Raw genomic sequence first — 23,489 nt, 5'->3', positions numbered from 1 at the left:
GACCGTACGGCGTCACCGGGAGCGCACTCTCAGCCCGTGTTCTCCCGGATGCGGGCCAGCAGAGCCCGCAGTTGCTCGCGTTCGGCCGCGTCCAGCGTCGCCGTGGCCTCGGCGAGGGCGAGACGGTCGGTCTCCTCCGCCTCGCGGTGGCAGCGCAACCCGTCCTCGGTGAGCCGCAGCAGGAACGCGCGCCGGTCCGTGGGGTGCCGTACCCGCTCCACCAGGCCGTCGCGTTCCAGGCTGTCCACGATCGTGGTGGTGGTACGGGCGGCGATCCCGGCCATCTCGCCGAGGTCCCGCATCCGCAGCGGCTCCGGCGCCCTGGCCAGCATGCGCAGGGCGCGCAGCCGGGCCACCGAGGCGCCCTTCTCCCGCAGCCGGGCCTCCACGAACTGCCGTAGCCGGTTGGTCGTCTCGTACAGCTCGTCGATGAGGATGTCGCTGCTGCCGTGCACTGCCATGGTGCCCAGTCTCCCCTGTCCCGCGCGGCCGGGGCCATCGAGCCCTGCCCGCTGACCGCCCGTCAAGCGCTGCTCTGCCGTCGGCGGCCCGTCACCCCGTCGCGCACCGCGCACTCCGAAAGCCATGTACTGAGCAACAACATAGTGCGTATGCTCAGCATATGCCTCGTCGTCCCTCCGTGCCGTTCGCCCTGCCCTCGCTCAGTCAGCGTCTGGTCGTCCCCGTCGTCTGCGTCAGCGTGACGTTCATCGCGATCGTCGACGGAGCGATCACCACCGTGGCCCTGCCCTCGATCGCCCGTCAGTTCCATCTGACGACCGCCGCGCTGGACGGCGTGGTCGTCGCCTACCCGGTCTGCCTGGCCATGGCCATCCCCGCTTCCGCCTGGCTGGTCGAGCGGTTCGGCGGCAAACGCGTGCTGCTGGCCGCCCTGGCCGGCTTCCTCGGCTCCTCGCTGCTGTGCGGGGCGGCGGCCGGGCTCGGTCAGCTGGTCGCCTACCGCGCGGTGCAGGGGCTGTCGGCCGGCGTCCTCTTCCCGGCCTCCGCCGCGCTGCTGTTCGGCACCTTCACCCCCGCCGAACAGGTGCGCGTCTCCCGCTACATGATCATTCCGCAGCAGATCGCCCCGGCCGCGGCCCCCGTCCTGGGCGGGCTGCTGGTGGACCACCTGTCCTGGCGGTGGGTGTTCTACGTCAACCTGCCCGTGGGGCTCCCGGCCGTGCTGTTCGGCGCGCTGTTCCTGGCCGGCGACCGCGGCGGCCGGCCCGGCCGGTTCGACCTGCCCGGCCTGCTGCTGAGCGCGGGGGCCCTGGGCACCGTGATGTTCGGCGTCTGCGAGGGGCCCAACCGCGGCTGGTCCTCCCCCGCCGTCGTCGTCTGCCTGGTCCTGGGCGCCGTGCTGCTGGCCGCCGCCGTCGCCGTCGAACTGCGCACGGCCCACCCCCTGCTGCGGCTGCGCCTGTTCACCGACCGGCTCTTCCGCGACACCAACCTGATCAACCTGGTCGGTCTGATACCCATCATGGGCGCCCTGTACCTGGGGCCCCTGTTTCTCCAGCAGGCCCAGGGCCGTACGGCGCTGGAGTCGGGCCTGACCACCTTCCCCGAGGCGTTCGGCGTCCTGCTGACCGTGCAGATCACCGGCGCGCTGTACGCCCGGGTCGGTCCGCGCCTGATCGTCGGCCTGGGACTGGCCGGGGTCAGCGCGACCCTGGTGCTGCTCGCCGGCTGCGACGCCGGCACCGGCCTGTGGACGGTCCGCGGCTACATGTTCCTGTTCGGAGCCGCGATCGGCTGCTTCTTCATCCCTACGACGGTCGCCTCGCTGGCCACCATCGACCGGGCCGATCTGGCCCAGGCCACCATGCTGAACACCGTCGTACGCCAGACCGGTGGCGCGCTCGCGCCGGCGGCGGTGACCACGGCCCTCGTGCTCGGCACCCCGTCGGGCGCCGCCGCGGCCCCGCCCGTCGCCGCGTACCAGCACGCCTTCCTCGCCCTTGCCGCGATCGCCGCGGCCACGGCGGTCTTCACCTTCACGATGCCCGACGGCCCCGCCCGCGCCGCCGCCCGCGCCGCCGCCGCCGCGCCCGGCCGGCCCGCCCTCCTCAGGCGCCGACGGGACCGGGTCGACGCCTGAGCCCGCCGGGCCTGCGCCCGCGGACCGACGCCGAATCCGCGTGTCCGATGCCCGCGGATCCGACGCCGGCCCCGCGTGGCCGGCGCCCGCGACCCGCCCGCGCCGCCCGCGTCTGTCGTGCGAAGCCCGTCGGCCTCCCGCATATTGGGGAAGTGACTCTGCCAGGGACGAGGCGGCGCCTCGGAGCCGTACGGCCATGGGAGCCGCACGAGCCACCGAGGCCCGGTCGGCCGTACCCCCGCCGGCCCTGCTCCGGCCGGCCGTACGCCGGTCGGCGGCGCCTCCTTGGCGTGGCCGTCGGGGTCGCCGGCGGACGCGCCCGGCCGCGTGCGAGGAGCGCGCCCGGCCGGACACCCACGAGCGCGCCCGGCGGCGCACAAAGGAGGCTGTGATGTCGTTCCAGGAACCGACCGTGCTCGAATGCCCCTTCGACTTCGCTGAGGCGCTGGAGTTCGACCCGGAGCTGGACGCGCTGGCGCGGCGCGGCCCGGTCAGCCGGATCCGGCTGCCCTACGGCGAGGCCGAGGCATGGCTCGTGACCAGCTTCGCCGGCGTGCGTCAGGTGACGTGCGATCCCCGGTTCAGCCGGGCGGCGATCGTCGGGCGCGACTACCCGAGGATGACGCCCGAGCCCATCGTGTCACCGGAGTCCATCAACGTGACGGACCCGCCGCACGCCACCCGGCTGCGGCACGTGGCGGCCCAGGCGTTCACCCGGGACCGGGTGGCGGCCATGCGGCCGGCGGTGGACCGGGTGGTGGCCGGCCTGCTCACGGAGATGGCCGAGGCGGGCCCGCCCGCCGACCTGGTGACCCATCTGTCGGTGCCGCTGCCCCACCTGACGATCTGCGAGCTGCTCGCCGTACCCGAGGCCGACCGTGACGAGCTGCGGGACCGCACCATGCGGCTGCTGGCCACCTCCGCCGACGCCCGGCAGACCGCGGCCGAGGCCAAGGCGTCCCTGCGGGCGTACTTCGCCGGGCTGGTCCCTGAGCGGCGGCGGGCGCCGGGTGAGGACCTGCTCAGCACGCTGGCCACGGCCCCGGTGCCGGAGGGTGAGGAGCCGCTGAGCGACGACGAGCTGGCGGTGCTGGCCGTGACGCTCATCCTCAGCGGCAACGACACCGCGACCTGCCAGATCAGCGACATCGCCTACGTGCTGCTGACCCATCCCGAGCAGCGTGCCGCGCTCGCCCGCGACCCCGGCCGGTTCCCCGGCGCGCTGGAGGAGCTGCTGCGGTTCATCCCGTTCCGCAAGGGCGTGGGCATCCCCCGGATCGCCCTGGAGGACACGGAGATCGAGGGCACCCGCATCAGCGCCGGCGACTACGTCCACGTGTCGTACCTGGCGGCCAACCGGGACCCCGCCGTCTTCCCCGACCCGCACCGGCTGGACCTGGAGCGGCCGGTGCGCCCGCACATGACGTTCGGCTGGGGCGGACACCACTGCCTGGCCGCACCGCTCGCCCGGGCGGAGCTGGACAGCGCGGTCTCCGGCCTGCTGACCCGCTTCCCCACGCTGCGTCTCGCGGTGGCCCCCGACGAGATCGAGTGGGACACCGGCACGATCCGCCGCTTCCCGGTGCGGCTGCCGGTCACCTGGTGAGGCCCCTCCCTTCCCTCTGAGACCGCGCCTCCCTCTGTGAGGCACGTCACCGGCCTTGGTTGTCACACGGCGGTGCCCGCCGGCATCTCGTGGGTGTGACGGGGCCGAGGGGCGAACAGGCGGGAGCGGGCATGAGCGAGCGCGACACGGGCGCGGGTACGGGTGCGGGTACGGCGGAACCCCCGGTGTCGCGCGTGGACGTGGCCACCGGGGCGTTCGTCGCCCACCGCAACCTGCTGTTCACCGTCGCCTACGAGATCCTCGGCTCGGCCGCCGACGCCGAGGACGTCCTCCAGGAGACCTGGCTGCGCTGGGCGGACGTCGATCCGGGAACCGTGCGCAACCCGCGGGCGTACCTGGTCCGGATCACCACCCGCCAGGCACTGGCCCGGCTGCGGACGCTCGCCCGGCGCAAGGAGTCCTACGTCGGTCCCTGGCTGCCCGAACCGCTGCTGACCGCGCCCGACGTGGCGGAGGACGTCGAACTGGCCGACAGCGTCTCGATGGCGATGCTGCTGGTGCTGGAGACGCTCACCCCCACCGAACGGGCGGTGTTCGTGCTCCGCGAGGTGTTCGGGGTGGAGTACGAGGAGATAGCCGGGGCCGTCGGCAAGAGCCTGGCCGCGGTCCGGCAGATCACCCACCGGGCCCGCGCCCATGTCGCCGCCCGCCGGCCGCGCGGTCTCCGCCGCCGAGACGCAGGCCGTGCTGGAGGCGTTCCGGCAGGCCGTCGACACGGGCGACCTGCGCGGGCTGCTCGGCATCCTGGCGCCTGACGTCGTCTTCCTGGGTGACGGCGGGGGGATCGCCCAGGCCGCGCCGGAGCCGGTCGTGGGCGCCGAGCGGGTCGCCCCGCTGGCCGCCGGGTTGCGCAGGTTCGGCGCGGCGGCGCTCCGGCCGGCCCTGGTCAACGGCTGCCCGGCGCTGGTCCTCCGGCTCGACGGCAGGGTGGACACCGTCCTCGCCCTGCGCATCGCCGACGGCCGTGTCACCGGCCTGTACGCCGTGCGCAACCCCGAGAAGCTGGCCCGTATGGACCAGGAGGTCACCCTGCGCCGCTGAGTCCGCCCCCGGCCGCGCGGTCGTACGGGCGTACACGGTCGTATGGGCTTGCACGGTCGCGCGGGCGTACGTGGTCGCGCGGGCGTACGTGGTCGTGCGGGCGTACGTGGTCGTGCGGGCGTACGTGGTCGTGCGGCCGCCCCCTACCGGCACCGGAGGGGGCGGCCGGGGTCAGCGCTCGGTCCTCGGCCGGAAGCGCCGGTACAGCACGGTTCCGCCCGCCAGCGACGCCAGGCCCGCGACGGCGGCCGTCCAGGTGCCGTCCGTTCCGGTGCGGGCCAGGGTGCCGGGCGGGCGCTGCCGTACGACGCTGGACGACGGGTGGGGCGCCGGGCGGGTCGGGGTCGCGTGGTGCGGCGGCTGGTGCGGCTGGTGGCGCGCCGGCGGTGTGTGCCGGGTGGGCGGCTGCGGCGCGGGCGGTGTGGACCGGCCGGGGGTGTCGGGGCGGGTGCCGGAGGTGTTCACGGACTGGTTCCCGAAGACCGGGTTGAGCACCCCCACCACGTCCACGGTGTTGCCGCTGACGTTCACCGGCAGATCGGCCGGGAGCTGGAGGCCGTTGCCGGAGATCACCCCGGGCGAGCCCTGCTCCTTGCCCACGGCCGTGGCCCCGCCCGATGTCGCGGCGCCTTCCTTGCCCCCGGTGCGGTCACCCTGGTTGGCGCAGCGGTTGCCCATGGCGGGGTTGAGCAGTCCCACCACGTCCACCGTGTTCCCGCACGCGTTCACCGGAACGTGCACCGGCAACTGGATGCCGTTGCCGGAGATCAGCCCGGGCGAGCCGCCCGCGTACCCGCCCGCGGCGGAGTCGGCGTGCGCCGGCCCGGCCACTGCCATCGCGCCCGAGGCGGCGGCGACGGCGATGACACTGTTTCGGGTAACCCGTTTCATCGGTTCCCTGTCCTTCCAGATACGGTCGCGGGCACTTGCCCGCACCCGGTGAAACGCGGGTGAAAGCGCGCAAGTTATGGCTTATCAATCATTCGCCGGGTACCGGATACGAACGCGCGCGCCCGGCGGGCGTCCCCGGCCCGTCGGAAGTCGGCCGTTCCACCGGGCCGCGCAGTTGGCCGAGCCCGAGGCAGCGGTGGCGTCCGGGAACTGATAGCTGTCGTGAGGGCACCTCAGCCGGAACCGATCCACCCGAATCGACCGAGACGAGGAGCGATGGCAACGACCGTACGCGACACCAGGAGCGACACCGCGCCCGCCAGTCTGCGCCTGCCCGGCATCCTGCTGGGAGTGGGGCTCGGCGGATTCGTCGACGGGATCCTGCTGCACCAGCTCCTTCGGTGGCACCACATGCTGACCAGCACCGACCACGACCGCATCGGGGTGAAGTACTACGACCCGAAGAGCGTCTCCGGGCTGGAGATGAACACCGTGTGGGACGGCGTCTTCCACACCGTGTGCTGGCTGGCCGTCCTGTCCGGGCTCGCCGTGCTGTACGCCCGGGTGACCACCGGCCGGCGGCGGGTGTGGGCCTCGCGGGTGCTGTGGGGCTGGATCCTGGCCGGCTGGGGCCTGTTCAACCTGGTGGAGGGTCTGCTGGACCACCAGATCCTGGGCATCCACCATGTGCGCGGCGGTTCGTACCAGGTGTGGTGGGACGTGGCCTTCCTGGTCCTCGGGGCGCTGCTGGTGGCCGGCGGTCTGCTGCTCCGGCGGGGCGGCCGCTCCTTCGACCCGGCGGCGCCGGGCGCGGTCGGTGCGGGACGCCTCGACTGATGGACCACCACCACACCTCCCACCCGGCGGGCGGTGGCGCGCTGGGCGTCGTCCTGCCGGTCCTGGCCCTGCTGGTGTGCGCGGGCGGCTATCCGCTGCTGGTCCTCCGGGCGCGCCGGCGCAACCCGGTGCGGGCCTGGAGTCGCTGGCGCACCGCCGCGTTCTGCGCCGGCGTGGTGCTGCTGGCGGCGGCGCTGCTGCCGCCGGTCGCGCCCTTCGCGCACCGGGACTTCCGCGGTCATATGGTCCAGCACCTGCTCATCGGGATGTACGCGCCGCTCGCCCTGGTGCTCGGCGCCCCGGTCACCCTCGTGCTGCGCGCCGTTTCCGCGCCCCGCGCGCGCCGGCTGAGCGCGGTGCTGCACAGTGCCCCGGCGCGCCTGCTGAGCCGCCCGCCGGTGGCCGTACTGCTGTCGGTCGGCAGCCTTCCGGTGCTGTACTTCACCCCGCTGTACGACACCGCCATGGCCCACCCGGCCGGGCACTGGCTGGTGCACGCGCACTTCCTGCTGTCGGGGTGCCTGTTCGCGCACGCCGTCGCCGGTCCCGACCCCGCCCCGGCCCGGCCCGGCGTGCCCGCCCGGCTGGTCTGGCTGGGCTGCGCGATCGCCGTGCACGCGGTCGCCGCGCAACTGATGTACGGCGGCTTCGGGGTGGCCGTCCACGCTCCCGCGTCCGAGGTCCGGGGCGGCGCGGAGATCATGTACTACGGCGGTGACATCGCCGAACTGCTGCTGGCGGCGGCGCTGGTCGCCACCTGGCGCCCCGGGCACCGCCCGTTCGCGCGGCCGCGTCCCGGCCGCCGCCCGTTCGCGCGGCCCGTCTCCCTCAGGCCGCGGGCGCGACCGTCCGGGTGACCACCCGGTGGTTCCCGGCCCCGGGCGCGACCCGCCGGTTGACCACCCGGTGGCTCCTGACCGGCCGCCGGGTACGCCGGAGGCCCCGGCCCTCGAACGGACCCGCGGTCACATCGTGTGAGCCATGGATGCCTCCGGTTCACAAAGGGGTGGCCGCGCGCAGGATCAGGACCAGGGTGACGGCCGAGTTCGCCGACGACATCGCGGAGGCCAGCGCCCCGGCGGCGGCGCCCCAGGCGGCCAGGCCGACCGCGGTGAACGCCGACGGCCAGGTGCGGGCCGCCGGTGCGGGCGCCAGCAGCGCGGCCACCCGGCGCGGCACGGGTCCGGGCGCGGCGAGCGCGGCCAGGGTGGGCGCCGGGGTGCGCGGGGACAGCAGCGCCGCCTTGCCGATGGCACGGGCGACCGTGCGCCGGTCGCCCACCGCGCGGGCCGCCTCCTCGTCCGCCCACCGCTCGGCCGTGTAGACGACGGCGGTGCGCAGCGGGCGCAGGAACGGGTTGGCGCGGGCGGCCAGGTGCGCGGCGAGCAGATGACGGTGGTGACGGGCGGTCAGATGGGCGCGTTCGTGCGCGAACAGGGCGCGCCGCTCGGCCGGGGCGAGCCCGTCCAGCAGGGCCGTGCTGGCCACGATCCGGCCCCGGCCGCCGGGCAGCGCGTACGCGTACGGCGTGCTGTCGGGCAGGACGGCCACCGTGGGGCCCGGCACTCCGGCCAGGGCCCGGCGGGCGCGGCGGGTGACCCGGCGGTGCCGCCACAGGGTACGGGCGCAGGCGGCGGCGACCACGGCGAGCGCCGGTATCGCGGCCCGGCCGGCCACCTCGTCGTGCGGGACGGCGGCCCGCACCTCGGGGTCGGACCAGCCGTCGGGCAGCGGGTTTCCGGGCAGTTGCGCGGTGCCGACCACCATGAGCAGGGCCAGGCACAGCGTGCTGCACACGGCCATGACCACGGCGACCACGGTCAGCAGCCGGGTGGCGGTGCGCGGGTGCAGCCGGTTCTCGGCGAGCCGGGCGACCGGCCACGCGGACAGCGGCAGCACCAGCGGCAGGAAGACGAAGACCCCCATCGGCGCTCAGTCCTCCGGGCGGCCGGCGTCCGGGGCCGGGATGTCGAGCAGGGCCCGCAGCACCTGTTCGTCGCCGGGCGGCAGGGCGGTGACGAAGCTGGCCAGGACCGCCTCGCGGTCCCGCTCGCCGTCCAGCAGACGGCGCATGCGCAGGGCGGCGAGCCGGGCGACGTCGGCCGTCGGCGTCCACAGGAAGGACCGGCCGTGCCGCTCGCGGGAGACGACGTCCTTGGCGAGCAGCCGGGTCAGGATGGTGACGACCGTGGTGTAGGCGAGGTCGCCGCCGAGGCGCCGCTGCACCCAGGCGGCGCTGACCGGCCCGTCCGCCTCGCGCAGCACGCCGAGCACCTGGCCTTCCAGTTCGCCCTGGCCGCGCCGCCGGGCCCGGCCGTCCTGCCCTGTCATCTCCGGTCCCCTCCCCCGTCTCCCACTGCTCTCTCACCGACCCGTCCCACGCTACTTCACGCCACTGACAGTGCCCCGGCCGCGCGGCCCGCGCACCGACAGTGCCCCGGCCCCGCGCGGCCCGCGCCGGGTGCGCGCCGGTGCCCGGGGGTGCCACCGGGTGCGGGGCCGGGCGTGGCATGCTGACGCGATGGCACCCCGTGATGACACACCGCTCGCCGAGCGGGTCGAGGAACTCCTCGCCGCCGGCGGTCCCTTGCCCATCGTCGCGGCCGGCCGGCCGGTGCTGCGGCGCGGCACCGAGCCGTACGACGGTCAGCTCGGCCCCGCGCTGCTGGCCCGGTTCGTCGAGGCGCTGCGCGCCACCATGCGCGCGGCGCCCGGTGTGGGCCTGGCCGCCCCGCAGGTCGGCATCCCGCTCCGGATCGCGGTCATCGAGGACCCGGCACCGGTGCCGCCGGAGGTGGCGGCGGCCCGGGGCCGGGTCCCGCAGCCGTTCCGGGTGCTGGTCAACCCGGTGTACGAGCCGGTGGGCACCGCCCGGGCCGCGTTCTTCGAGGGCTGTCTGAGCGTGCCGGGCTGGCAGGCTGTGGTGGCCCGGCACGCCGAGGTGCGGCTGCGCGGCGAGGACGAGCACGGCCGCCCGCTGGACGAGGTGTTCACCGGCTGGCCGGCCCGGATCGTCCAGCACGAGACGGACCACCTCGACGGCACGCTGTACCTGGACCGCGCGGAGCCGCGCTCGCTGTCGACGAACGAGGCGGTGGCGTCCCTGTGGTCCCAGCCGACCCCGCACCCGGCGGCCGAGGCCCTGGGCTTCCGGCTGCCGTAGTCGCCGCGGTCAGTTGTCCCGGTACGCCTCCAGGAGCCGCAGCCAGACCTCGCTCAGGGTCGGGTAGGACGGGACCGCGTGCCACAGGCGGCCGACCGGGACCCGGCCGGTGATCGCGATGGTGGCCGAGTGGATCAGCTCGCCGACGCCGGGGCCGACGAAGGTGACTCCGCGCAGGATCTCGTCCTCCAGGTCGACGACCATGCGGGCGCGGCCCCGGTAGCCGTCGCCGTACAGGCCGGCGCCCGCCACGGAGGAGAACTCGACGTCCACGGCGCGCACCCGGTGCCCGGCCTGCTCGGCCTCGGCGAGGGAGAGGCCGACGGCGGCGGCCTCGGGGTCGGTGAAGACGACCTGGGGTACGGCGTGGTGGTCGGCCGTCGCGGCGTGGGCGCCCCAGGGCTCCTCCAGGAGGGTGTCGCCGGCGGCGCGGGCGGCGATCGCGGCGCCGGCGATGCGGGCCTGGTACTTGCCCTGGTGGGTGAGGAGGGCGCGGTGGTTGACGTCGCCGACCGCGTACAGCCAGTCGGTGCCGGTGACGCGGAGGCTGTCGTCGGTGTCCAACCAGGAGCCGGGTTCCAGGCCGACGCTCTCCAGGCCGAGGTCGTCGGTGCGCGGGGCGCGTCCGGTGGCGAAGAGGATCTCGTCGGCCTCGATCCGGTCGCCGGCGGAGGTGACCGCCACGACGGTGCCGTTCTCGCGGCGGACGGACTCCACGGAGGTGCCGGTGCGGATGTCGGCGCCCGCCTCGGTGAGGGCCTCGGCGACCAGTTCCCCGGCGAACGGCTCCATCCGGTTCAGCAGGCCCTTGCCGCGGACCAGCAGGGTGACCCGGGAGCCGAGGGCCTGCCAGGCGGTGGCCATCTCGGTGGCGACGACCCCGCCGCCGACGACGATGAGCCGCCCGGGGGCCGCCTTGGCGCTGGTGGCCTCGCGGCTGGTCCAGGGCCTGACGTCGGCGAGGCCGGGCAGGTCGGGCAGTTGGGCGCGGGTTCCGGTGGCGACGGCGACGGCGTGCCGGGCGGTGAGCGTGGTCAGGGTGCCGTCGGGGCCGGTGACGGTGACCGTGCGCGGACCGGCGAGCCGGCCGTGGCCGCGGTACAGGTCGGCGCCGGTGCCCGCGAGCCAGTCGGCCTGCCCGTCGTCCTGCCAGTGGGAGGTGTACTCGTCGCGGCGGGCCAGCACGGCCGGGGTGTCGAGCGGGCCCCGCGCGGCCTCGGCGAGGCCGGGCAGGCGGCGGGCGTCGGCCTGGGCGATGACCGGCCTGAGCAGGGCCTTGCTGGGCATGCAGGCCCAGTACGAGCACTCGCCGCCGAGCAGTTCGCTCTCCACGACGGCGGTGGTCAGCCCGGCTGCCCGGGTCCGGTCGGCGATGTTCTCGCCCACCGGTCCCGCCCCGATCACCACGACGTCGTACGTGTTCGATTCCGTTTCCGTCATGGGGTCAGTCTGGTGGGTGGTGTGCGCCACGGCCACATGGGTACGCGCGCGGAACAGCGGCGTGCACGGATGGAATAGGCGGCCCGGCGGCCGTGTTTGCGCCGTCGGCACACCCCACACCAGGAAGAGGGAATCACGCCATGACCAGCACCGTGGAACTGACCAAGGAGAACTTCGACGAGACGGTCTCCGGGAACGAGTTCGTTCTGATCGACTTCTGGGCGTCCTGGTGCGGGCCGTGCCGGTCGTTCGCGCCCGTGTACGAGAAGGCGGCCGAGGACAACCCCGATCTGGTGTTCGGCAAGGTGGACACCGAGGCGCAGCCGGAGCTGGCCGCGGCGTTCGAGATCCAGTCGATCCCGACGCTGATGATCGTCCGTGACCAGGTCGCGGTCTACGCCCAGCCGGGCGCCCTGCCCGCGCCGGCCCTCGAGGACCTGATCAAGCAGGCCCGGGCGCTGGACATGGACGAGGTCCGCAAGAGCGTCGCCGCCCAGCAGGGCCAGGCCCCACAGTAGGACGCCCTGGTGCGGGCGCGGGTCAGCCGAACTCGCGCCCGCACGACGAAGGCCCCGCGGCCGCCATCCCAGCGATACCGCACCGGTCTCCGGTGTCAGGCCGCCGCTCTGATGAGGAATTCCTGGTCCGCTGCCTTGCTACAGGGTTCCACCGTCGCGTCGGCTCCGGTCTCGGTGGAGTCGTCGCGGAGGCCCACGCAGCGCTGAGTGCCCTCGAGGCGCAGGCGGTAGCGGGCGTCGGTCGTGGCGGCGGGCTCGATGCGGAAGTGCTGGTAGGCGCGAGTGGCGTCACAGCTCTTCCACGGCCACGGTTCCAGCAGGTCCTTGCCGGGTCCCTCGCGCCGCGCGGTCAGACAGCCCCGCCCGTGCTGAGGGTGCTGCCACTCGATGAAGTACGACGTGTTCGACGCGGTGGGTTTGACCGGTCTGAGGTACGTGTGCGGCGGTCTGGCCTCCTCGCAGGGGAGTTGTGCCGCGACGGCGTTCAGGTATTCGCCCCGGGTGTCCCGGCCCTCGGTCAGACACAGCCCGGGGGTGCGGGCCGGACGGATCTCCGCGAAGCCCCGCAGCTCCCGGGCCGCCGCGTCCGCGTGGGGCGGGACGGTCGGTGAGGAAGCAGGAGCAGCCCCGAACGCCATCGAGAGCGTCCACAGGGCGACGGCGACCAGACTCGTCGTGATCTCCCCGGCCAGGACCCACGACCGGGCCCGCCGGGTCAGCCCTCCGGGCCACAGGGCTGTCACCCATGAGCGGGTCCGCCGGGCCCCGGCAACGATGCCGGGACCCTGGTCGGGGGCGGGCTCGGACGGCCGTGCACTCGCCCCTTCCTCGGCCCGTCGCCTGGCCTCCAGCCAGGCCTCGACGTCCGTTTCGTGCGCACCGCAGGCCCGGACGAACGCCGCCACGGTCCCGGGGGCCGGCAGACGTATGCCCCGGAGCATGTCACTGACCGTGCTGCGGGCCAGGAGCTCTCCCCGCGCACGGGCCCGTTCCTCCAACTCGCGCAGGGTGAGACCGGACCGCTGCTTGAGTTCGCGCAGCAGATCAACGAGGTCCGCGGCGTCCCTCACTCCCTGCACGTCGAGCTTTCCCACGTCGTCCGTGCTCACGTCCACATGTTCTTGGGTCCGGCCCGACCCAACAAAAGCAGATCCGGACAAACAGGGAAAGGAACGGGACATCTCCCCGCATGCGCGACGCCGTCGTCGGCGTCAGCATGCCCCCCACTCTCCCTGACGGGGACCGGGACTGGTCCGGCATGCACGAACTTGTTCGTTACGAACATGTTCGTTATGGTCGTGCCATGACCGCTGCCCCCCGCTCCCGCCGGGAGCGTCCCGCCAAGCCCGCCCTGACCCGGGAGGGCATCGTGGCCGCCGCCGTCGCCATCCTGCGCGCCGAAGGGCTGCGCAAGGTGACGATGCGCCGGCTCGCGCAGGAACTCGACACCGGCCCCGCCTCGCTCTACGTGTACGTCCGCAACACCGACGAGCTGCACGCGGCCGTCCTGGACGAGCTGCTCGGCACGGTCGGCCCGGCGCCGGCCGAGGGCAGCTGGCGCGAGCGGCTGGAGCGGGTGCTCACCCGCTACACCGCGATGCTCCTGGAACATCCGTCCCTGGCCCGGTCGGCGCTGACCGCGCGGCCGAGCGGCCCGCACTATCTGCGCCTGATCGAGACCCTGCTCGGCCTGCTGCGGGAGGGCGGGATCCCCCGCGCCCAGGCGGCCTGGGGCGTGGACCTGCTGCTCCAGCACGCCACCGCGACCGCCGCCGAGCACGCCGGGGAGGAGTCCCCGGCCGCCTGGGAGGCGGCGGCCCGGGCCCTGCGCGAGGCGCCCGCCGCCACCCATCCGCACATCGCCGCCGACGCCGGGGCACTGCTGTCCGGCACGCCCGAGGCCCGCTTGTCGTGGGCCTTCCAGACCCTGATCACCGGCATCGAGCGGACCGCCGTACCGACCGAAGGCCAGGAGGCACCATGACCACCGCACCCCTCCCCCACCACCCCGTCGCCGTAGTCGGCGCGGGCCTCGGCGGGCTCACCCTCGCCCGCGTACTGCACGTGCACGGCATCGAAGCCGCGCTGTTCGACCTGGACGCGTCACCGGACGCCCGGACCCAGGGCGGCATGCTCGACATCCACGACGACACCGGCCAGGAGGCGCTGCGGGCCGCCGGCCTGCACGAGCGGTTCCTGGCCCGCGTCCACGCCGGCGGCCAGGCCGTCCGGGTCCTCGCACAGGACGGCACCGTCCGGCTCGCGCAACCCGACGACGGCACGGGCGGGCGCCCCGAGACGGACCGGGGCGACCTGCGCGAACTGCTGCTCGGATCGCTGCCCGCGGGCAGCGTCCGGTGGGGCACCAAGGTCGTCGGCGCCCGCCCGCTGGACGGCGGACGGCACCGCGTGACGCTCGCGGACGGCTCCGGGTTCACCACCGACGTACTGGTCGGCGCGGACGGCGCCTGGTCCCGGATCCGGTCCCTGGTCTCCGCCGCCCGGCCCGCGTACACGGGCGTGTCGTTCGTGGAGGCGGACCTGCGGGCGGCGGACCGGCGCCACCCGGTGAGCGCGGAGGTGGTGGGCGACGGGATGCTCTTCGCGCTGGGCCCCGGCCGCGGGTTCCTCGCGCACCGCGAACCCGACGGCAGCCTGCACGTGTACACCGCCGTGGTCGCGCCGGAGGACTGGCTGGACGGCATCGACTTCACCGACACGGAGGCGGCGAAGGCGGCCGTGCTCAAGGAGTTCGACGGCTGGGACGAGCGGCTGCGGGCGCTGGTCGCCGACGCGGACGGGGCGCTGGTGCCCCGCCGGATCCATGCGCTGCCGGTGGGGCACCGCTGGGACCGGGTGCCCGGGGTGACCCTGCTCGGGGACGCCGCCCATCTGATGTCCCCGTTCGCGGGCGAGGGCGCGAACCTGGCCCTGCTCGACGGTGCCGAACTCGGCCTGGCCCTGGCCGCGCACCCCGGGGACACGGAGGCCGCGCTGGCCGCGTACGAGGCCCGGATGTTCCCGCGCGCCGAGGCGTCGGCGGCGGAGTCCGCGCGCGGCCAGGAGCTGCTGTTCGCCGCCGACGCTCCACGGGGGCTGGTGGCGATGTTCACCGGCCAGGGGGACTGACCGGCGGACCGGCCGGCCCGGTCTCCCTCACGGGATCAGTCCGGCGGGTCCGTGCGGGTCACCCGGGCGACCAGGTCGAGCCAGGCGGCCTCCAGGCGCTCCATGGGCATCTCGCACTGCCGGGTGAGGTGATGGATCAGCGCGGGGTCCAGCGAGGCGAGCAGCGTGTGGGCGAGCAGGTCGCAGTCGCCGCCGGGCACGGTCTGCCGGAGCAGCATCGTGAGGTGGGCGCGCAGCGCCCCGGCCGCCGGGTGGACGAACCGGCGGGTCGGCTCGGGCTGGGCGGCCAGTTGCAGATCCAGCTGTTCGGCCGTGCGGTACAGCACCGCCACGCCGAACGCCCGCAGTCGCTCCAGGGGCGGCGCGCCGGGGCCCAGCGGCGGGGGCCCGCTCAGGAAGTCGGCCTGGAGCCGGCGGGCCGAGTGGTCGAGGAGGGCCATCAGCAGCCCGGTGCGGTCGCCGAAGCGGCGGAAGACGGTGCCCTTGCCCACGTCGGCCGCCGCGGCGACCGCCTCCATGGTGACCCCGGCCACCCCGTGCTCCGCGATCAGCCGGGCGGCGGCCTCCAGGAGCCGGGCCCGGTTGCGGGCGGCGTCGGCGCGCAGGCCCGGCTCGCCGGGAGCCGTGCCGACCTCCAGCAGGGAGGGGGTCTCGAAGGGCTCATGAGGCTTCGGGAAGGGCGGCAGAGCGCTGGACATGACGACAGCGTAAAGCATCGGGAACAAAACTGGACCGCGGTCCGTTTGAGGTGGTACACACTTAAACGGACTTCGGTCCGGATCGTCACAGCGATGTTTCAGCCCCTTGGAGTTCCCATGTCTGTTCGCATCCTCGCGCTCGTCGGCAGCCTTCGCGCCGGTTCGCACAACCGCCAGCTCGCCGAGGCCGCCGTGAAGCTCGCGCCGGAGGGCGCCGAGGTCGAGCTCTTCGAGGGCCTGGCCGAGGTCCCGTTCTACAACGAGGACATCGACGTGGAGGGCAGCGTGCCGGCCGCCGCCGTCAAGCTGCGCGAGGCCGCCCAGGCCGCCGACGCCTTCCTGCTGTTCTCCCCCGAGTACAACGGCACCATCCCGGCCGTGCTGAAGAACGCCATCGACTGGCTGTCCCGCCCGTACGGCGCCGGCGCCTTCGGCGGCAAGCCCGTCGCCGTGGTCGGCACCGCCTTCGGCCAGTACGGCGGCGTGTGGGCCCAGGACGACACCCGCAAGGCCGTGGGCATCGCCGGCGGCAAGGTGATAGAGGACATCAAGCTGTCCATCCCGGGTTCCGTCACCCGCTTCGCCGAGACCCACCCGTCCGACGACGCCGAGGTCGCCGCCCAGCTGACCGAGGTCGTGGCCCGCCTGCACGGCAACGTGGGCTCCGCCGCCTGAGCCGTCCGCGCACCCGGGGGGCCGGAGCCGGCACGGCTTCGGCCCCCTCCTCTTTCCCCGGCTAGACGCGGCTCGACGTCGCGGTGTCCGCGGACAGCCGCTGGGCGAGGTAGACCGGGATCACCGACAGCAGGACCAGTACCGCCGCCACGACGTTCACCACCGGTGCCTGCCGCGGCCGGGCCATGTTGTCGTAGATCCACAGCGGGAGGGTCTGGACGCCCGGCCCCGCGGTGAACGTGGTGACCACGATCTCGTCGAAGGACAGCGCGAAGGCGAGCAGGGCACCCGCGAGCAGCGCGGAACGCACGAGCGGGAACGTGACGTCCACGAAGGCCCTCAGGCCGCTCGCGCCGAGGTCCTGCGCCGCCTCCTCGTACGAACCGGACGTACGGCGCAGCCGGGCCACCACGTTGTTGAAGATGACGACGACACAGAACGTGGCGTGCCCGACGATCACGGTGAACAGCCCGAGGCCCACCCCGAGCGGCTGAAGCACCGTGCCGAAGGCCGAGTTGAGCGCGATGCCCGTGACGATGCCGGGCAGCGCGATCGGCAGGACCACCAGGAAGGTCACCGTGTCCCGGCCGAAGAAGCGGTACCGGGCCACCGCGAAGGCCAGGAGCGTGCCCAGCACCAGCGCGATGGCGGTGGCCCCGAGCCCCGCCTTCACCGAGACCCACAGCGCCTGCCGGACACCGGGATTGTGCGCCGCCGCCGACCACCAGCGTCCGGTCAGTCCGGGCGGTGGCCAGCCCGCGCTGCGGTCGGGGTTCAGGGAGTTGAGCAGGACCAGCACCAGCGGGACGTAGATCACCGCGAAGCCGAGCCCGGCGGCGGTCCGCAGGGCGATCCGCGCGGTGCGGCCGAGACGCATGGTGCTCCTTCCTACAGGTTGTCGAGGGCACCGGTACGGCGGATCGCCAGCAGGTACAGGACGATCACGGCGACGGGCACGGTGCCGAGCGCGGCGGCCATGGGCAGGTCGAGGTCGATGTGGGAGTACACGAGGTTGCCGATGAGCTGGGTCTTGCCGCCGACGATCTGCACGGTGATGTAGTCGCCGAGGCTGAGCGAGAAGGTGAAGACGGAACCGGCGGCGGCGGACGGGAGCACCAGGGGCAGCACGACCGAGCGGAAGGTGCGGCCGGGCCGCGCCCCGAGGTCGGCGGACGCGTCGAGCAGCCCGTCCGGGACCTGTTCGAGCGCGGTGTGCAGCGGCAGGATCATGTACGGCAGCCACAGGTACGTCAGGGTGAGCACCGTGGCGGGCAGCCCGTAGCCGGGGCCGCGCAGTCCGAACGGGGCGAGCATCCAGTCGGCGAGCCCGCCCTCGGACAGGATCAGCCGCCAGGCGTACACCTTGACGAGGTAACTCGCCCACAGCGGCGTGAGGATCGCCGCCACCAGCAGCGGACGCCGGCGCGGCGGGGCCACCCGGGCGGTGTAGAAGGCGACCGGGAAGGCGAGCACCGCGCACAGGACGGTCACCGCGAGGGCCACCACGACGCTGCGCAGCACCACTTGGCGATGGACGGGGGTGGTCAGCAGCGCGTGGAAGTTGTCCGTCGACCAGACCTTCACCACCTGGGAGGTGAAGGAGTCGGTCGTCCAGAACGCGGAGACGAACAGGACCGTCAGCGAGCCGAGGTAGAGGACGGTGAGCCAGAGCAGCGGGGCGGTGAGCAGGAGGGTCAGCCGCAGCCGGGGCCGGCGGCGCAGGATCGCGGCGAGCCGCCGGCCGGGGTACCGTCCGGCTTCGGTCCGCACGGCTCAGCCCTTGATCTCGGTCCAGGCGCGGACCCACTCGGCGTACGGTACGCAGGTCACGTCCCGGCGGCCGTCCAGGCACTGTTCGATGGGCGTGTTCCAGAAGGCGATCTTCTGCCAGTAGTCCTCGTCGGCGGCGTGGTAGACCGCGCAGAAGTTCTTGTCGGTGGTCTCGGCGCAGGCCCGGGAGTTGGCCGGTGCCTCGCCGAAGTACTCGGCGACCTGGGCGTTGACCTTGGGTGAGACGATCCAGTCCAGCCATTTGTAGGCGCAGTTGGGGTGTTTTGCCTTACTGGAGACCATCCAGGTGTCCGACCAGCCGGTCGAACCCTCCTTGGGTACGAGCGCCTTGACCTTCGCGCCCTCGGAGGCGGCGAGGTTGGCGATCACCTGCCAGGTGGTGCCGACCACCGAGTCACCGCTCTTGAAGGCGGAGACCTCCTTCAGGTAGTCGCTCCAGTACTCGCCGACGTACTCGTTCTGCCGCTTCAGCAGCGCCACGGCCGCGTCGAACTGCTTGCGGTCCAGCGCGTACGGGTTCTTGATCCCCAACTCCGGCCGGCGGGCCTTGAGATACAGGGCCGCGTCGGCGATGTAGATCGGCGAGTCGTACGCGGTGACGTGCCCCTTGTGCCGGGCGGCGTCGTCGAAGACGGCCGACCAGGAGGTGGGCGCCGGTGTCACCTTCGCGGTGTCGTACATCAGCAGGTTGGCGCCCCGGCCGTGCGGGATCCCGTACATCCGGCCGTCCACGGAGTTCCAGGCGCCGTGCTTCAGCCCCTCGAAGACGTCCTTGTAGTTGGGGACCAGGCCGGTGTTGACGGGGGCCGCGTCTCCGGAGGCGATCAGGCGCAGGGAGGCGTCACCGGAGGCGGAGACGGCGTCGTACGCGCCGGTCTTCATCAGCTTGACCATCTCGTCGGAGCTGGCGGCGACCTTGGAACGGACCTGGCATCCCGTCCGCTTCTCGAAGCCGCTGACCCAGTCGGCGCCCGGATCGTTGGAGCCGTCCTCCACATAGCCGGCCCACGCGATCAGGTTGACCCGCCCCTCGGTGCGGCCCAGCTCCGCCGGGGCCTTCAGGGCGGGCGGGTGGAGGCCGGTGGCGGACGAGCCGCCGGACCCGGAGGAGCCACAGGCGGTGGTGAGCAGCAGCGCGGCGGCGCAGAAGGCCGCGGCGCGCGGGGTACGGATGAGACGCACGGCGTTCTCCAGGAGTGGGGGGATCAGGAAGGGAGCCGGACGGCGTGCCGGCGGTGCCAGCGGAGGCGGACCCGGCTGCCGCGGTAGGCGGCGACGTCCGCCGAGGAGGTCTCCAGGTTCTGCTGGAGCGCGGTGAGCCGGCCGCCGCCGTCGAGGTCGACCACGAAGCGGGTGGCGTCCCCGAGGTAGACGACCTCGGCCACGGTGCCGGTGGCGGTGGCGTGTTCCGGCTCGTCCGGTCCGGCGGACTCCCTCAGGACGCGGATCTTCTCCGGGCGGATGCTGTAGGTGCCCGGGGAGCCGGCGATCCGGTGGGCCGTCTCGCCGTCGAGGAGGTTGGAAACGCCGACGAAGGAGGCGACGAACGCGGTCGCCGGACGCTCGTAGATCTCCGCGGGCGTGCCGGTCTGGGCGATCCGGCCCCGGTCGACGACGGCGATCCGGTCGCTCATGGTCAGGGCCTCCTGCTGGTCGTGGGTGACGAGGACGAAGGTGATGCCCACCTCCCGCTGAAGCGCCTTGAGTTCGACCTGCATCTGCTGACGCAGCCTCAGGTCGAGGGCGCCGAGCGGTTCGTCCAGCAGGAGCACGCGGGGGCGGCCGACGAGCGCGCGGGCCAGTGCGACGCGCTGGCGCTGTCCGCCGGAGAGCCGGTCGGGCCGCCGCCGTCCGTACCCTTCGAGGCGGACCTCGGCGAGCGCCTCGCGGGCGCGGGCCAGCCGTTCGGCCTTCGGCACCTTGCGCACCCGCAGCCCGTAGGCGACGTTCTGCTCGACCGTCATGTGCGGGAAGAGCGCGTAGTCCTGGAAGACGGTGTGCACGTCCCTCTCGTACGGGGCGAGGTCCGTGACCTCCTGTCCCGCGAGTTCGATCCGGCCCTGGTCGGGCGTCTCGAACCCGGCGATCAGCCTCAGGAGGGTCGTCTTCCCGGAGCCGGACGGGCCGAGCAACGAGAAGAATTCGCCGTCCCGTATCTCCAGGTCGACGCCGGCGACGGCGGCCGTCTCGCCGAACGACTTCCGAAGTCCCTGCAGCCGGATCGCAATTCCCTCCATACAGGAACCTTTCTGGCGCCATCGACGTTGACCGCAAACCTATGAACTCATAGGTCACGTCTCAAGAGGGCGTTAGGGTAAATCTTCAGTCAACGAGCGAGGTGGTGACGTGAGCCGGCCCGAGACAGACGGCGGCGCCCGCCGGGCCGTCTTCAGCCCGGTGGACACCCGGGCCCGCGTCGACGCGGTCGTCCGCCGCATCGGCGACGCCATAGAGCTGGGTCTCCTCGCCGACGGCGAGCAACTGCCGGGCGAGAGCGAACTGGCCGGACAGCTGGGCGTGTCCACGGTCACCCTGCGCGAGGCGCTCATGGCCTTGCGGCAGCGGGGGCTGGTCACCACCCGGCGGGGCCGCGGCGGCGGCAGTTTCGTCGCGCTGCCCGACGTCCCGGCCGACGACCGGCTCAAGGACCGGCTGCACGACTGGAGTACCGAGGAACTGCGCGACCTCGGGGACCACTGGGCCGCCCTGTCCGGCGCCGCCGCCCGGCTCGCCGCCGAGCGCACCGGACCCGCCGACCTGGAGCCGCTGCGCCGTACGGCACGGGAGTTGGCGCGGGCCACGGACGCGGCGGCGCGCGGCCGGCTGTACGGCCGCTTCCATGTCGAACTCGCCGCCGCCGCGCAGTCCGCGCGGCTCACCCGCGAACAGGTCGCCCTGCAGAGCGAGGTGGGCGCGCTGCCCTGTCTGGTCCTCGCCGAGGACGCATATCGTGAAGAAGTTGCGGACCGGCACCGCCGGGTCGTCGCCGCGGTGCAGGATGGGGCCGACGAAACGGCCGGCGCGCTGGCCGAGCGGTGCGTCAGGGAGTCGGCGGCGCGGCTCGTCGCCGTACGCCTCACCCTCTGACCGCGCCGCGTGAGGTTCCCGCCGGCTGGAGGACACCATGGGCGTCAGGTCCGGGCTCGCCGCCGTCGCCACGGAACCGGAGAGACGGGTCGCCGCGCAGGTGGGCGGTGCGCTGGGGGCCGTGTTCGAGACGGTCGCCGCCACCCGCGCCGAGACGACGGCCCTGCTGCGCCGGGTGGCCGCCGAGGGGCGCCGGCCGGTCAGCCGCGACCTCGCCGCCCTGCGCCCCGGACTGCACGCGCGGCTGGCCCGGGACGCGATCGTCTCCGGTGCCGGTTTCGTCGCGACCCCCGGGCTGCTGGCCGACGCGCCGGCCTGGCTGGAGTGGTGGCAGTCCGGCGCGGACGGTGTCGTACGGCCGCTGCTGCTCGATCTCGACCCCGGCCGGTCGGCCTACTCCGACTACACGCACTGGGACTGGTTCGCGCTGCCCCGCGACACCGGGCGCCGGGCCGTGGCCGGACCGTACGTGGACTACCTCTGTTCCGCCGAGTACAGCCTCACCGTGTCCGAACCGGTGGGTGTCCAGGGGCGGTTCGCCGGGGTGGCGGCGGCCGACGTGTATCTGCGGCACTTCGAGGCGGCCGTGCTCCCGCTGCTGCGCGGCCTGCCCCGCCCGGCCCATCTGGTGAACGCCCACGGCCGGGTCGCCGCCTCCGCCGACGCCGCCCACCTGGCCGGTTCCCTCACCCGGGGCCCGGACTTCGGCGAACTGCTCGACACCGCCCGCCCCGGCACCCACGACGGACTGCGCCTCATCCCGTGCCGGGGTGTGCCCCTGGTCCTGGTCGTGGCGTGAGCCTGTCGTCCACGGTCCGGCGTCGAACGCGATCCGGGCCTGCCAACGCCCTACTCACCGCCTGAGTGTCGGCTCCCGGTCGCGGAGAGGGCGCGCAGATCGTCGAAGGCCCGGACGAGATGGGCGTCCAGGTTCTGTGCGGGGTCGTCGATCCAGGCCTGGGCCGCTTGGTGGAAGGCGGCCCAGCCGGTGTGGGCCGCCAGGCCGGCCAGCCGGCCGGGGACTCCGCGCTGCCGCAGGGCCTCCGCCAGGGCCTCGGTGAGCGAGGCGGCCTTGGCCAGGTCGCGTTCGCGCAGGGCCGGCGTCACCGCGATGATCTTCAGCCGGGGTTCGGAGAACGGGCGGTTGTCCTCCAGGATCCGTCCGGCTCTCCGGAAGGCGCGGAGCAGGACGTCGAGCGGTCGCAGGCCGTCGGGGGCGTCGGCGACCTCCCGCGTCAGCGCGGCACGGAGGTCGGCCTCACCGTCGAAGAGCACCTCGCGCTTGTCGGGGAAGTGCCGGAAGAAGGTGCGCTCGTTGACTCCTGCCCGGGCGGCGATCTCGGCCGTGGTGGTCTGGTCGAACCCCCGCTCCTGGTACAGCTCCAGGGCCGCCTGCTGAAGGCGGCGGCGCGCTTCTGCTCCGCTCCGTGGCATGCCTCGAGGATACCTGAAACGCCAGTGACTGACGCTTCTTGACGCCAGTCACTGGCGCTACGTAGGGTCCGGCCGTACGTAGTGTCAGTCACTGGCGTCAAACGGGAGGGTGTCATGCATGTCTTCGTCACCGGGGGTACCGGCCAGACCGGCCCGGCAGTCGTCGCCGAGCTCGTGGCGGCCGGCCACTCGGTCACCGGTCTGGCACGCTCGGACGCCGCCGCGGCCCGGCTGGAGTCACTGGGGGCCACACCGCACCGAGGCTCCCTGGACGACCTCGACAGCCTGAGCGCCGGCGCCGCGGCCGCCGACGCCGTCCTGCACATGGCCTACGGCGGCGACTTCTCCGACCTCGACGCCATGACGCGGCGCGACCGGACCGCGATCGAGGCACTCGGCAGGCCGTTGGAACACTCGGGCAAGCCGCTCGTCGTCACCTCGGGCACGCTGGTCATGCCCGCCGGCCGGGAGACCACCGAGCGGGACGAGCCCGACCCGGCCGGGATCGCCGCCTTCCGCATCGCGGGCGAGCGAGCGGGCCTGGGGTTCGCCGCGCGAGGAGTGCGCGCGAGCGTGGTCCGCCTCGCTCCCACCGTCCACGGTCCCGAGGACCACGGCTTCATCCCCATGCTCATCGCCACCGCCCGGAAGACGGGCGTGTCGGCCTACATCGGCGACGGCACCAACCGGTGGCCCGCCGTACACCGGCTCGACGCGGCGGTGCTGTTCCGCCTCGCGCTGGAGAAGGCACCCGCGGGCAGCGTGCTGCACGGAGTGGCCGAAAGCGGCGTCACCCTGAAGAGCATCGCGGAGACGATCGCCCGGAGACTGTCCCTGCCCACGGCCTCCCTGACGCCCACCGAAGCCGCCACCCACTTCGTGAGCCCGTTCATGGCCACCGCCTACGGCTTCGACGGCCCCGTCTCCAGCACTCACACACGGAAGCTCCTCGCCTGGTCCCCCACCCACCCGACACTGCTCGAGGACTTGGAGCACGGCGATTACCTGACCGGGCCGACGCCCTGAGCCTTTTTACCGATCCACCAGGGCGTGCGGG

The 23,489-nt window shown here is 73.9% G+C and carries 24 protein-coding genes and 1 pseudogene; 13 read left to right on the top strand and 12 right to left on the bottom strand.

Annotated elements, in window-relative coordinates; translation table 11 throughout:
* Positions 1-29: 29 nt before the first annotated feature.
* Positions 30-461 carry a MarR family winged helix-turn-helix transcriptional regulator gene (locus IE251_RS25950; RefSeq protein ID WP_189755436.1) on the bottom strand — a complete coding sequence of 144 codons (432 nt, stop codon included), beginning with the start codon at positions 459-461 and terminating at the stop codon, positions 30-32.
* Positions 462-700: 239 nt separating this feature from the next.
* Between IE251_RS25950 and IE251_RS25945 the strand changes: the two genes are divergently transcribed.
* The 3 genes and pseudogenes from IE251_RS25945 (at position 701) to IE251_RS25935 (ending at position 4,769) form a co-directional block, all read left to right on the top strand.
* Positions 701-2,101, top strand: coding sequence for a DHA2 family efflux MFS transporter permease subunit (locus IE251_RS25945; protein ID WP_229896944.1), 1,401 nt, complete (start codon positions 701-703; stop codon positions 2,099-2,101).
* 391 nt (positions 2,102-2,492) lie between these two features.
* A complete protein-coding gene (locus tag IE251_RS25940; protein WP_189755434.1) occupies positions 2,493-3,707 on the top strand; it encodes a cytochrome P450 in 1,215 nt (404 codons plus the stop codon).
* 131 nt (positions 3,708-3,838) lie between these two features.
* Positions 3,839-4,769: pseudogene (locus IE251_RS25935) on the top strand (RNA polymerase sigma-70 factor).
* Between the two features lie 171 nt (positions 4,770-4,940).
* Here IE251_RS25935 and IE251_RS41925 read toward each other — a convergent pair.
* Positions 4,941-5,660, bottom strand: a complete 720-nt coding sequence (locus IE251_RS41925) for a chaplin (RefSeq protein ID WP_189755433.1) — start codon at positions 5,658-5,660, stop codon at positions 4,941-4,943.
* Between the two features lie 276 nt (positions 5,661-5,936).
* Here IE251_RS41925 and IE251_RS25925 point away from each other — a divergent pair, with 276 nt between their 5' ends.
* Positions 5,937-6,497, top strand: coding sequence for a DUF2243 domain-containing protein (locus IE251_RS25925; protein WP_189755432.1), 561 nt, complete (start codon positions 5,937-5,939; stop codon positions 6,495-6,497).
* Positions 6,497-7,354, top strand: coding sequence for a cytochrome c oxidase assembly protein (locus IE251_RS25920; protein ID WP_189755431.1), 858 nt, complete (start codon positions 6,497-6,499; stop codon positions 7,352-7,354). The genes IE251_RS25925 and IE251_RS25920 overlap by 1 nt, the downstream gene beginning before the upstream one ends.
* Positions 7,355-7,493: 139 nt before the next feature.
* On the opposite strand, the gene IE251_RS25915 is transcribed toward IE251_RS25920, so the two are convergent.
* Both IE251_RS25915 and IE251_RS25910 read right to left on the bottom strand, forming a co-directional pair.
* A complete protein-coding gene (locus tag IE251_RS25915) occupies positions 7,494-8,423 on the bottom strand; it encodes a M56 family metallopeptidase (protein WP_030780323.1) in 930 nt (309 codons plus the stop codon).
* A gap of 6 nt (positions 8,424-8,429) precedes the next feature.
* Positions 8,430-8,828 carry a BlaI/MecI/CopY family transcriptional regulator gene (locus IE251_RS25910; protein WP_189755430.1) on the bottom strand — a complete coding sequence of 133 codons (399 nt, stop codon included), beginning with the start codon at positions 8,826-8,828 and terminating at the stop codon, positions 8,430-8,432.
* Between the two features lie 190 nt (positions 8,829-9,018).
* Between IE251_RS25910 and IE251_RS25905 the strand changes: the two genes are divergently transcribed.
* Complete coding sequence (locus IE251_RS25905) at positions 9,019-9,660, top strand: peptide deformylase (RefSeq protein ID WP_189755429.1); 642 nt, start codon at positions 9,019-9,021, stop codon at positions 9,658-9,660.
* Between the two features lie 9 nt (positions 9,661-9,669).
* Here the strand turns inward: IE251_RS25905 and IE251_RS25900 are convergent, their stop codons facing one another.
* Positions 9,670-11,100 carry a dihydrolipoyl dehydrogenase family protein gene (locus tag IE251_RS25900; RefSeq protein WP_189755428.1) on the bottom strand — a complete coding sequence of 477 codons (1,431 nt, stop codon included), beginning with the start codon at positions 11,098-11,100 and terminating at the stop codon, positions 9,670-9,672.
* Between the two features lie 140 nt (positions 11,101-11,240).
* Here IE251_RS25900 and trxA point away from each other — a divergent pair, with 140 nt between their 5' ends.
* On the top strand, positions 11,241-11,618 hold the full coding sequence (gene trxA, locus IE251_RS25895; protein WP_189755427.1) for a thioredoxin: 378 nt from the start codon (positions 11,241-11,243) through the stop codon (positions 11,616-11,618).
* A gap of 95 nt (positions 11,619-11,713) precedes the next feature.
* On the opposite strand, the gene IE251_RS25890 is transcribed toward trxA, so the two are convergent.
* Positions 11,714-12,727, bottom strand: a complete 1,014-nt coding sequence (locus IE251_RS25890; RefSeq protein ID WP_189755426.1) for a helix-turn-helix domain-containing protein — start codon at positions 12,725-12,727, stop codon at positions 11,714-11,716.
* Positions 12,728-12,921: 194 nt separating this feature from the next.
* Here IE251_RS25890 and IE251_RS25885 point away from each other — a divergent pair, with 194 nt between their 5' ends.
* Together IE251_RS25885 and IE251_RS25880 are read left to right on the top strand one after the other, a co-directional pair.
* Complete coding sequence (locus IE251_RS25885) at positions 12,922-13,602, top strand: TetR/AcrR family transcriptional regulator (protein WP_189755425.1); 681 nt, start codon at positions 12,922-12,924, stop codon at positions 13,600-13,602.
* Entirely contained in the window at positions 13,599-14,747 is a 1,149-nt protein-coding gene (locus IE251_RS25880) for an FAD-dependent oxidoreductase (protein WP_189755424.1), read from the top strand. Before IE251_RS25885 ends, IE251_RS25880 begins: the two co-directional genes overlap by 4 nt.
* 35 nt (positions 14,748-14,782) lie before the next feature.
* Here the strand turns inward: IE251_RS25880 and IE251_RS25875 are convergent, their stop codons facing one another.
* On the bottom strand, positions 14,783-15,463 hold the full coding sequence (locus tag IE251_RS25875; RefSeq protein WP_189755423.1) for a TetR/AcrR family transcriptional regulator: 681 nt from the start codon (positions 15,461-15,463) through the stop codon (positions 14,783-14,785).
* Between the two features lie 99 nt (positions 15,464-15,562).
* Here IE251_RS25875 and IE251_RS25870 point away from each other — a divergent pair, with 99 nt between their 5' ends.
* Complete coding sequence (locus tag IE251_RS25870) at positions 15,563-16,120, top strand: NAD(P)H-dependent oxidoreductase (RefSeq protein WP_030607201.1); 558 nt, start codon at positions 15,563-15,565, stop codon at positions 16,118-16,120.
* 61 nt (positions 16,121-16,181) lie between these two features.
* Here the strand turns inward: IE251_RS25870 and IE251_RS25865 are convergent, their stop codons facing one another.
* Genes IE251_RS25865 through IE251_RS25850 form a run of 4 tightly spaced genes read right to left on the bottom strand, consistent with a single transcriptional unit; the run spans position 16,182 to position 20,148 of the window.
* Positions 16,182-16,997 (bottom strand): ABC transporter permease, encoded by an 816-nt coding sequence (locus IE251_RS25865; protein ID WP_189755422.1) that lies wholly within the window; start codon positions 16,995-16,997, stop codon positions 16,182-16,184.
* 11 nt (positions 16,998-17,008) lie between these two features.
* Positions 17,009-17,890 carry an ABC transporter permease gene (locus tag IE251_RS25860; RefSeq protein WP_189755421.1) on the bottom strand — a complete coding sequence of 294 codons (882 nt, stop codon included), beginning with the start codon at positions 17,888-17,890 and terminating at the stop codon, positions 17,009-17,011.
* 3 nt (positions 17,891-17,893) lie between these two features.
* The gene (locus IE251_RS25855) at positions 17,894-19,093 is read right to left on the bottom strand and encodes an ABC transporter substrate-binding protein (protein ID WP_189755420.1); all 1,200 of its coding nucleotides are present in this window, start codon (positions 19,091-19,093) and stop codon (positions 17,894-17,896) included.
* A 23-nt stretch (positions 19,094-19,116) separates the two neighbouring features.
* Entirely contained in the window at positions 19,117-20,148 is a 1,032-nt protein-coding gene (locus IE251_RS25850; RefSeq protein WP_189755419.1) for an ABC transporter ATP-binding protein, read from the bottom strand.
* 109 nt (positions 20,149-20,257) lie between these two features.
* Here IE251_RS25850 and IE251_RS25845 point away from each other — a divergent pair, with 109 nt between their 5' ends.
* Positions 20,258-20,998, top strand: coding sequence for a FadR/GntR family transcriptional regulator (locus IE251_RS25845; protein ID WP_189755418.1), 741 nt, complete (start codon positions 20,258-20,260; stop codon positions 20,996-20,998).
* 37 nt (positions 20,999-21,035) lie between these two features.
* Positions 21,036-21,797 carry a cache domain-containing protein gene (locus tag IE251_RS25840; protein ID WP_189755417.1) on the top strand — a complete coding sequence of 254 codons (762 nt, stop codon included), beginning with the start codon at positions 21,036-21,038 and terminating at the stop codon, positions 21,795-21,797.
* 50 nt (positions 21,798-21,847) lie between these two features.
* Here IE251_RS25840 and IE251_RS25835 read toward each other — a convergent pair whose 3' ends face one another.
* Complete coding sequence (locus IE251_RS25835; protein ID WP_189755416.1) at positions 21,848-22,432, bottom strand: TetR family transcriptional regulator; 585 nt, start codon at positions 22,430-22,432, stop codon at positions 21,848-21,850.
* A 114-nt stretch (positions 22,433-22,546) separates the two neighbouring features.
* Between IE251_RS25835 and IE251_RS25830 the strand changes: the two genes are divergently transcribed.
* Positions 22,547-23,458: an SDR family oxidoreductase gene (locus IE251_RS25830; protein ID WP_189755415.1), complete on the top strand. Its 912-nt coding sequence runs from the start codon at positions 22,547-22,549 to the stop codon at positions 23,456-23,458.
* The last annotated feature ends 31 nt before the right edge of the window (positions 23,459-23,489 follow it).

Source organism: Streptomyces eurythermus (assembly GCF_014649115.1).
GTDB lineage: Bacteria > Actinomycetota > Actinomycetes > Streptomycetales > Streptomycetaceae > Streptomyces > Streptomyces eurythermus.
The sequence above is the reverse complement of the archived record's forward strand: the minus strand, read 5'-3'. Positions and strand labels throughout refer to the sequence as shown.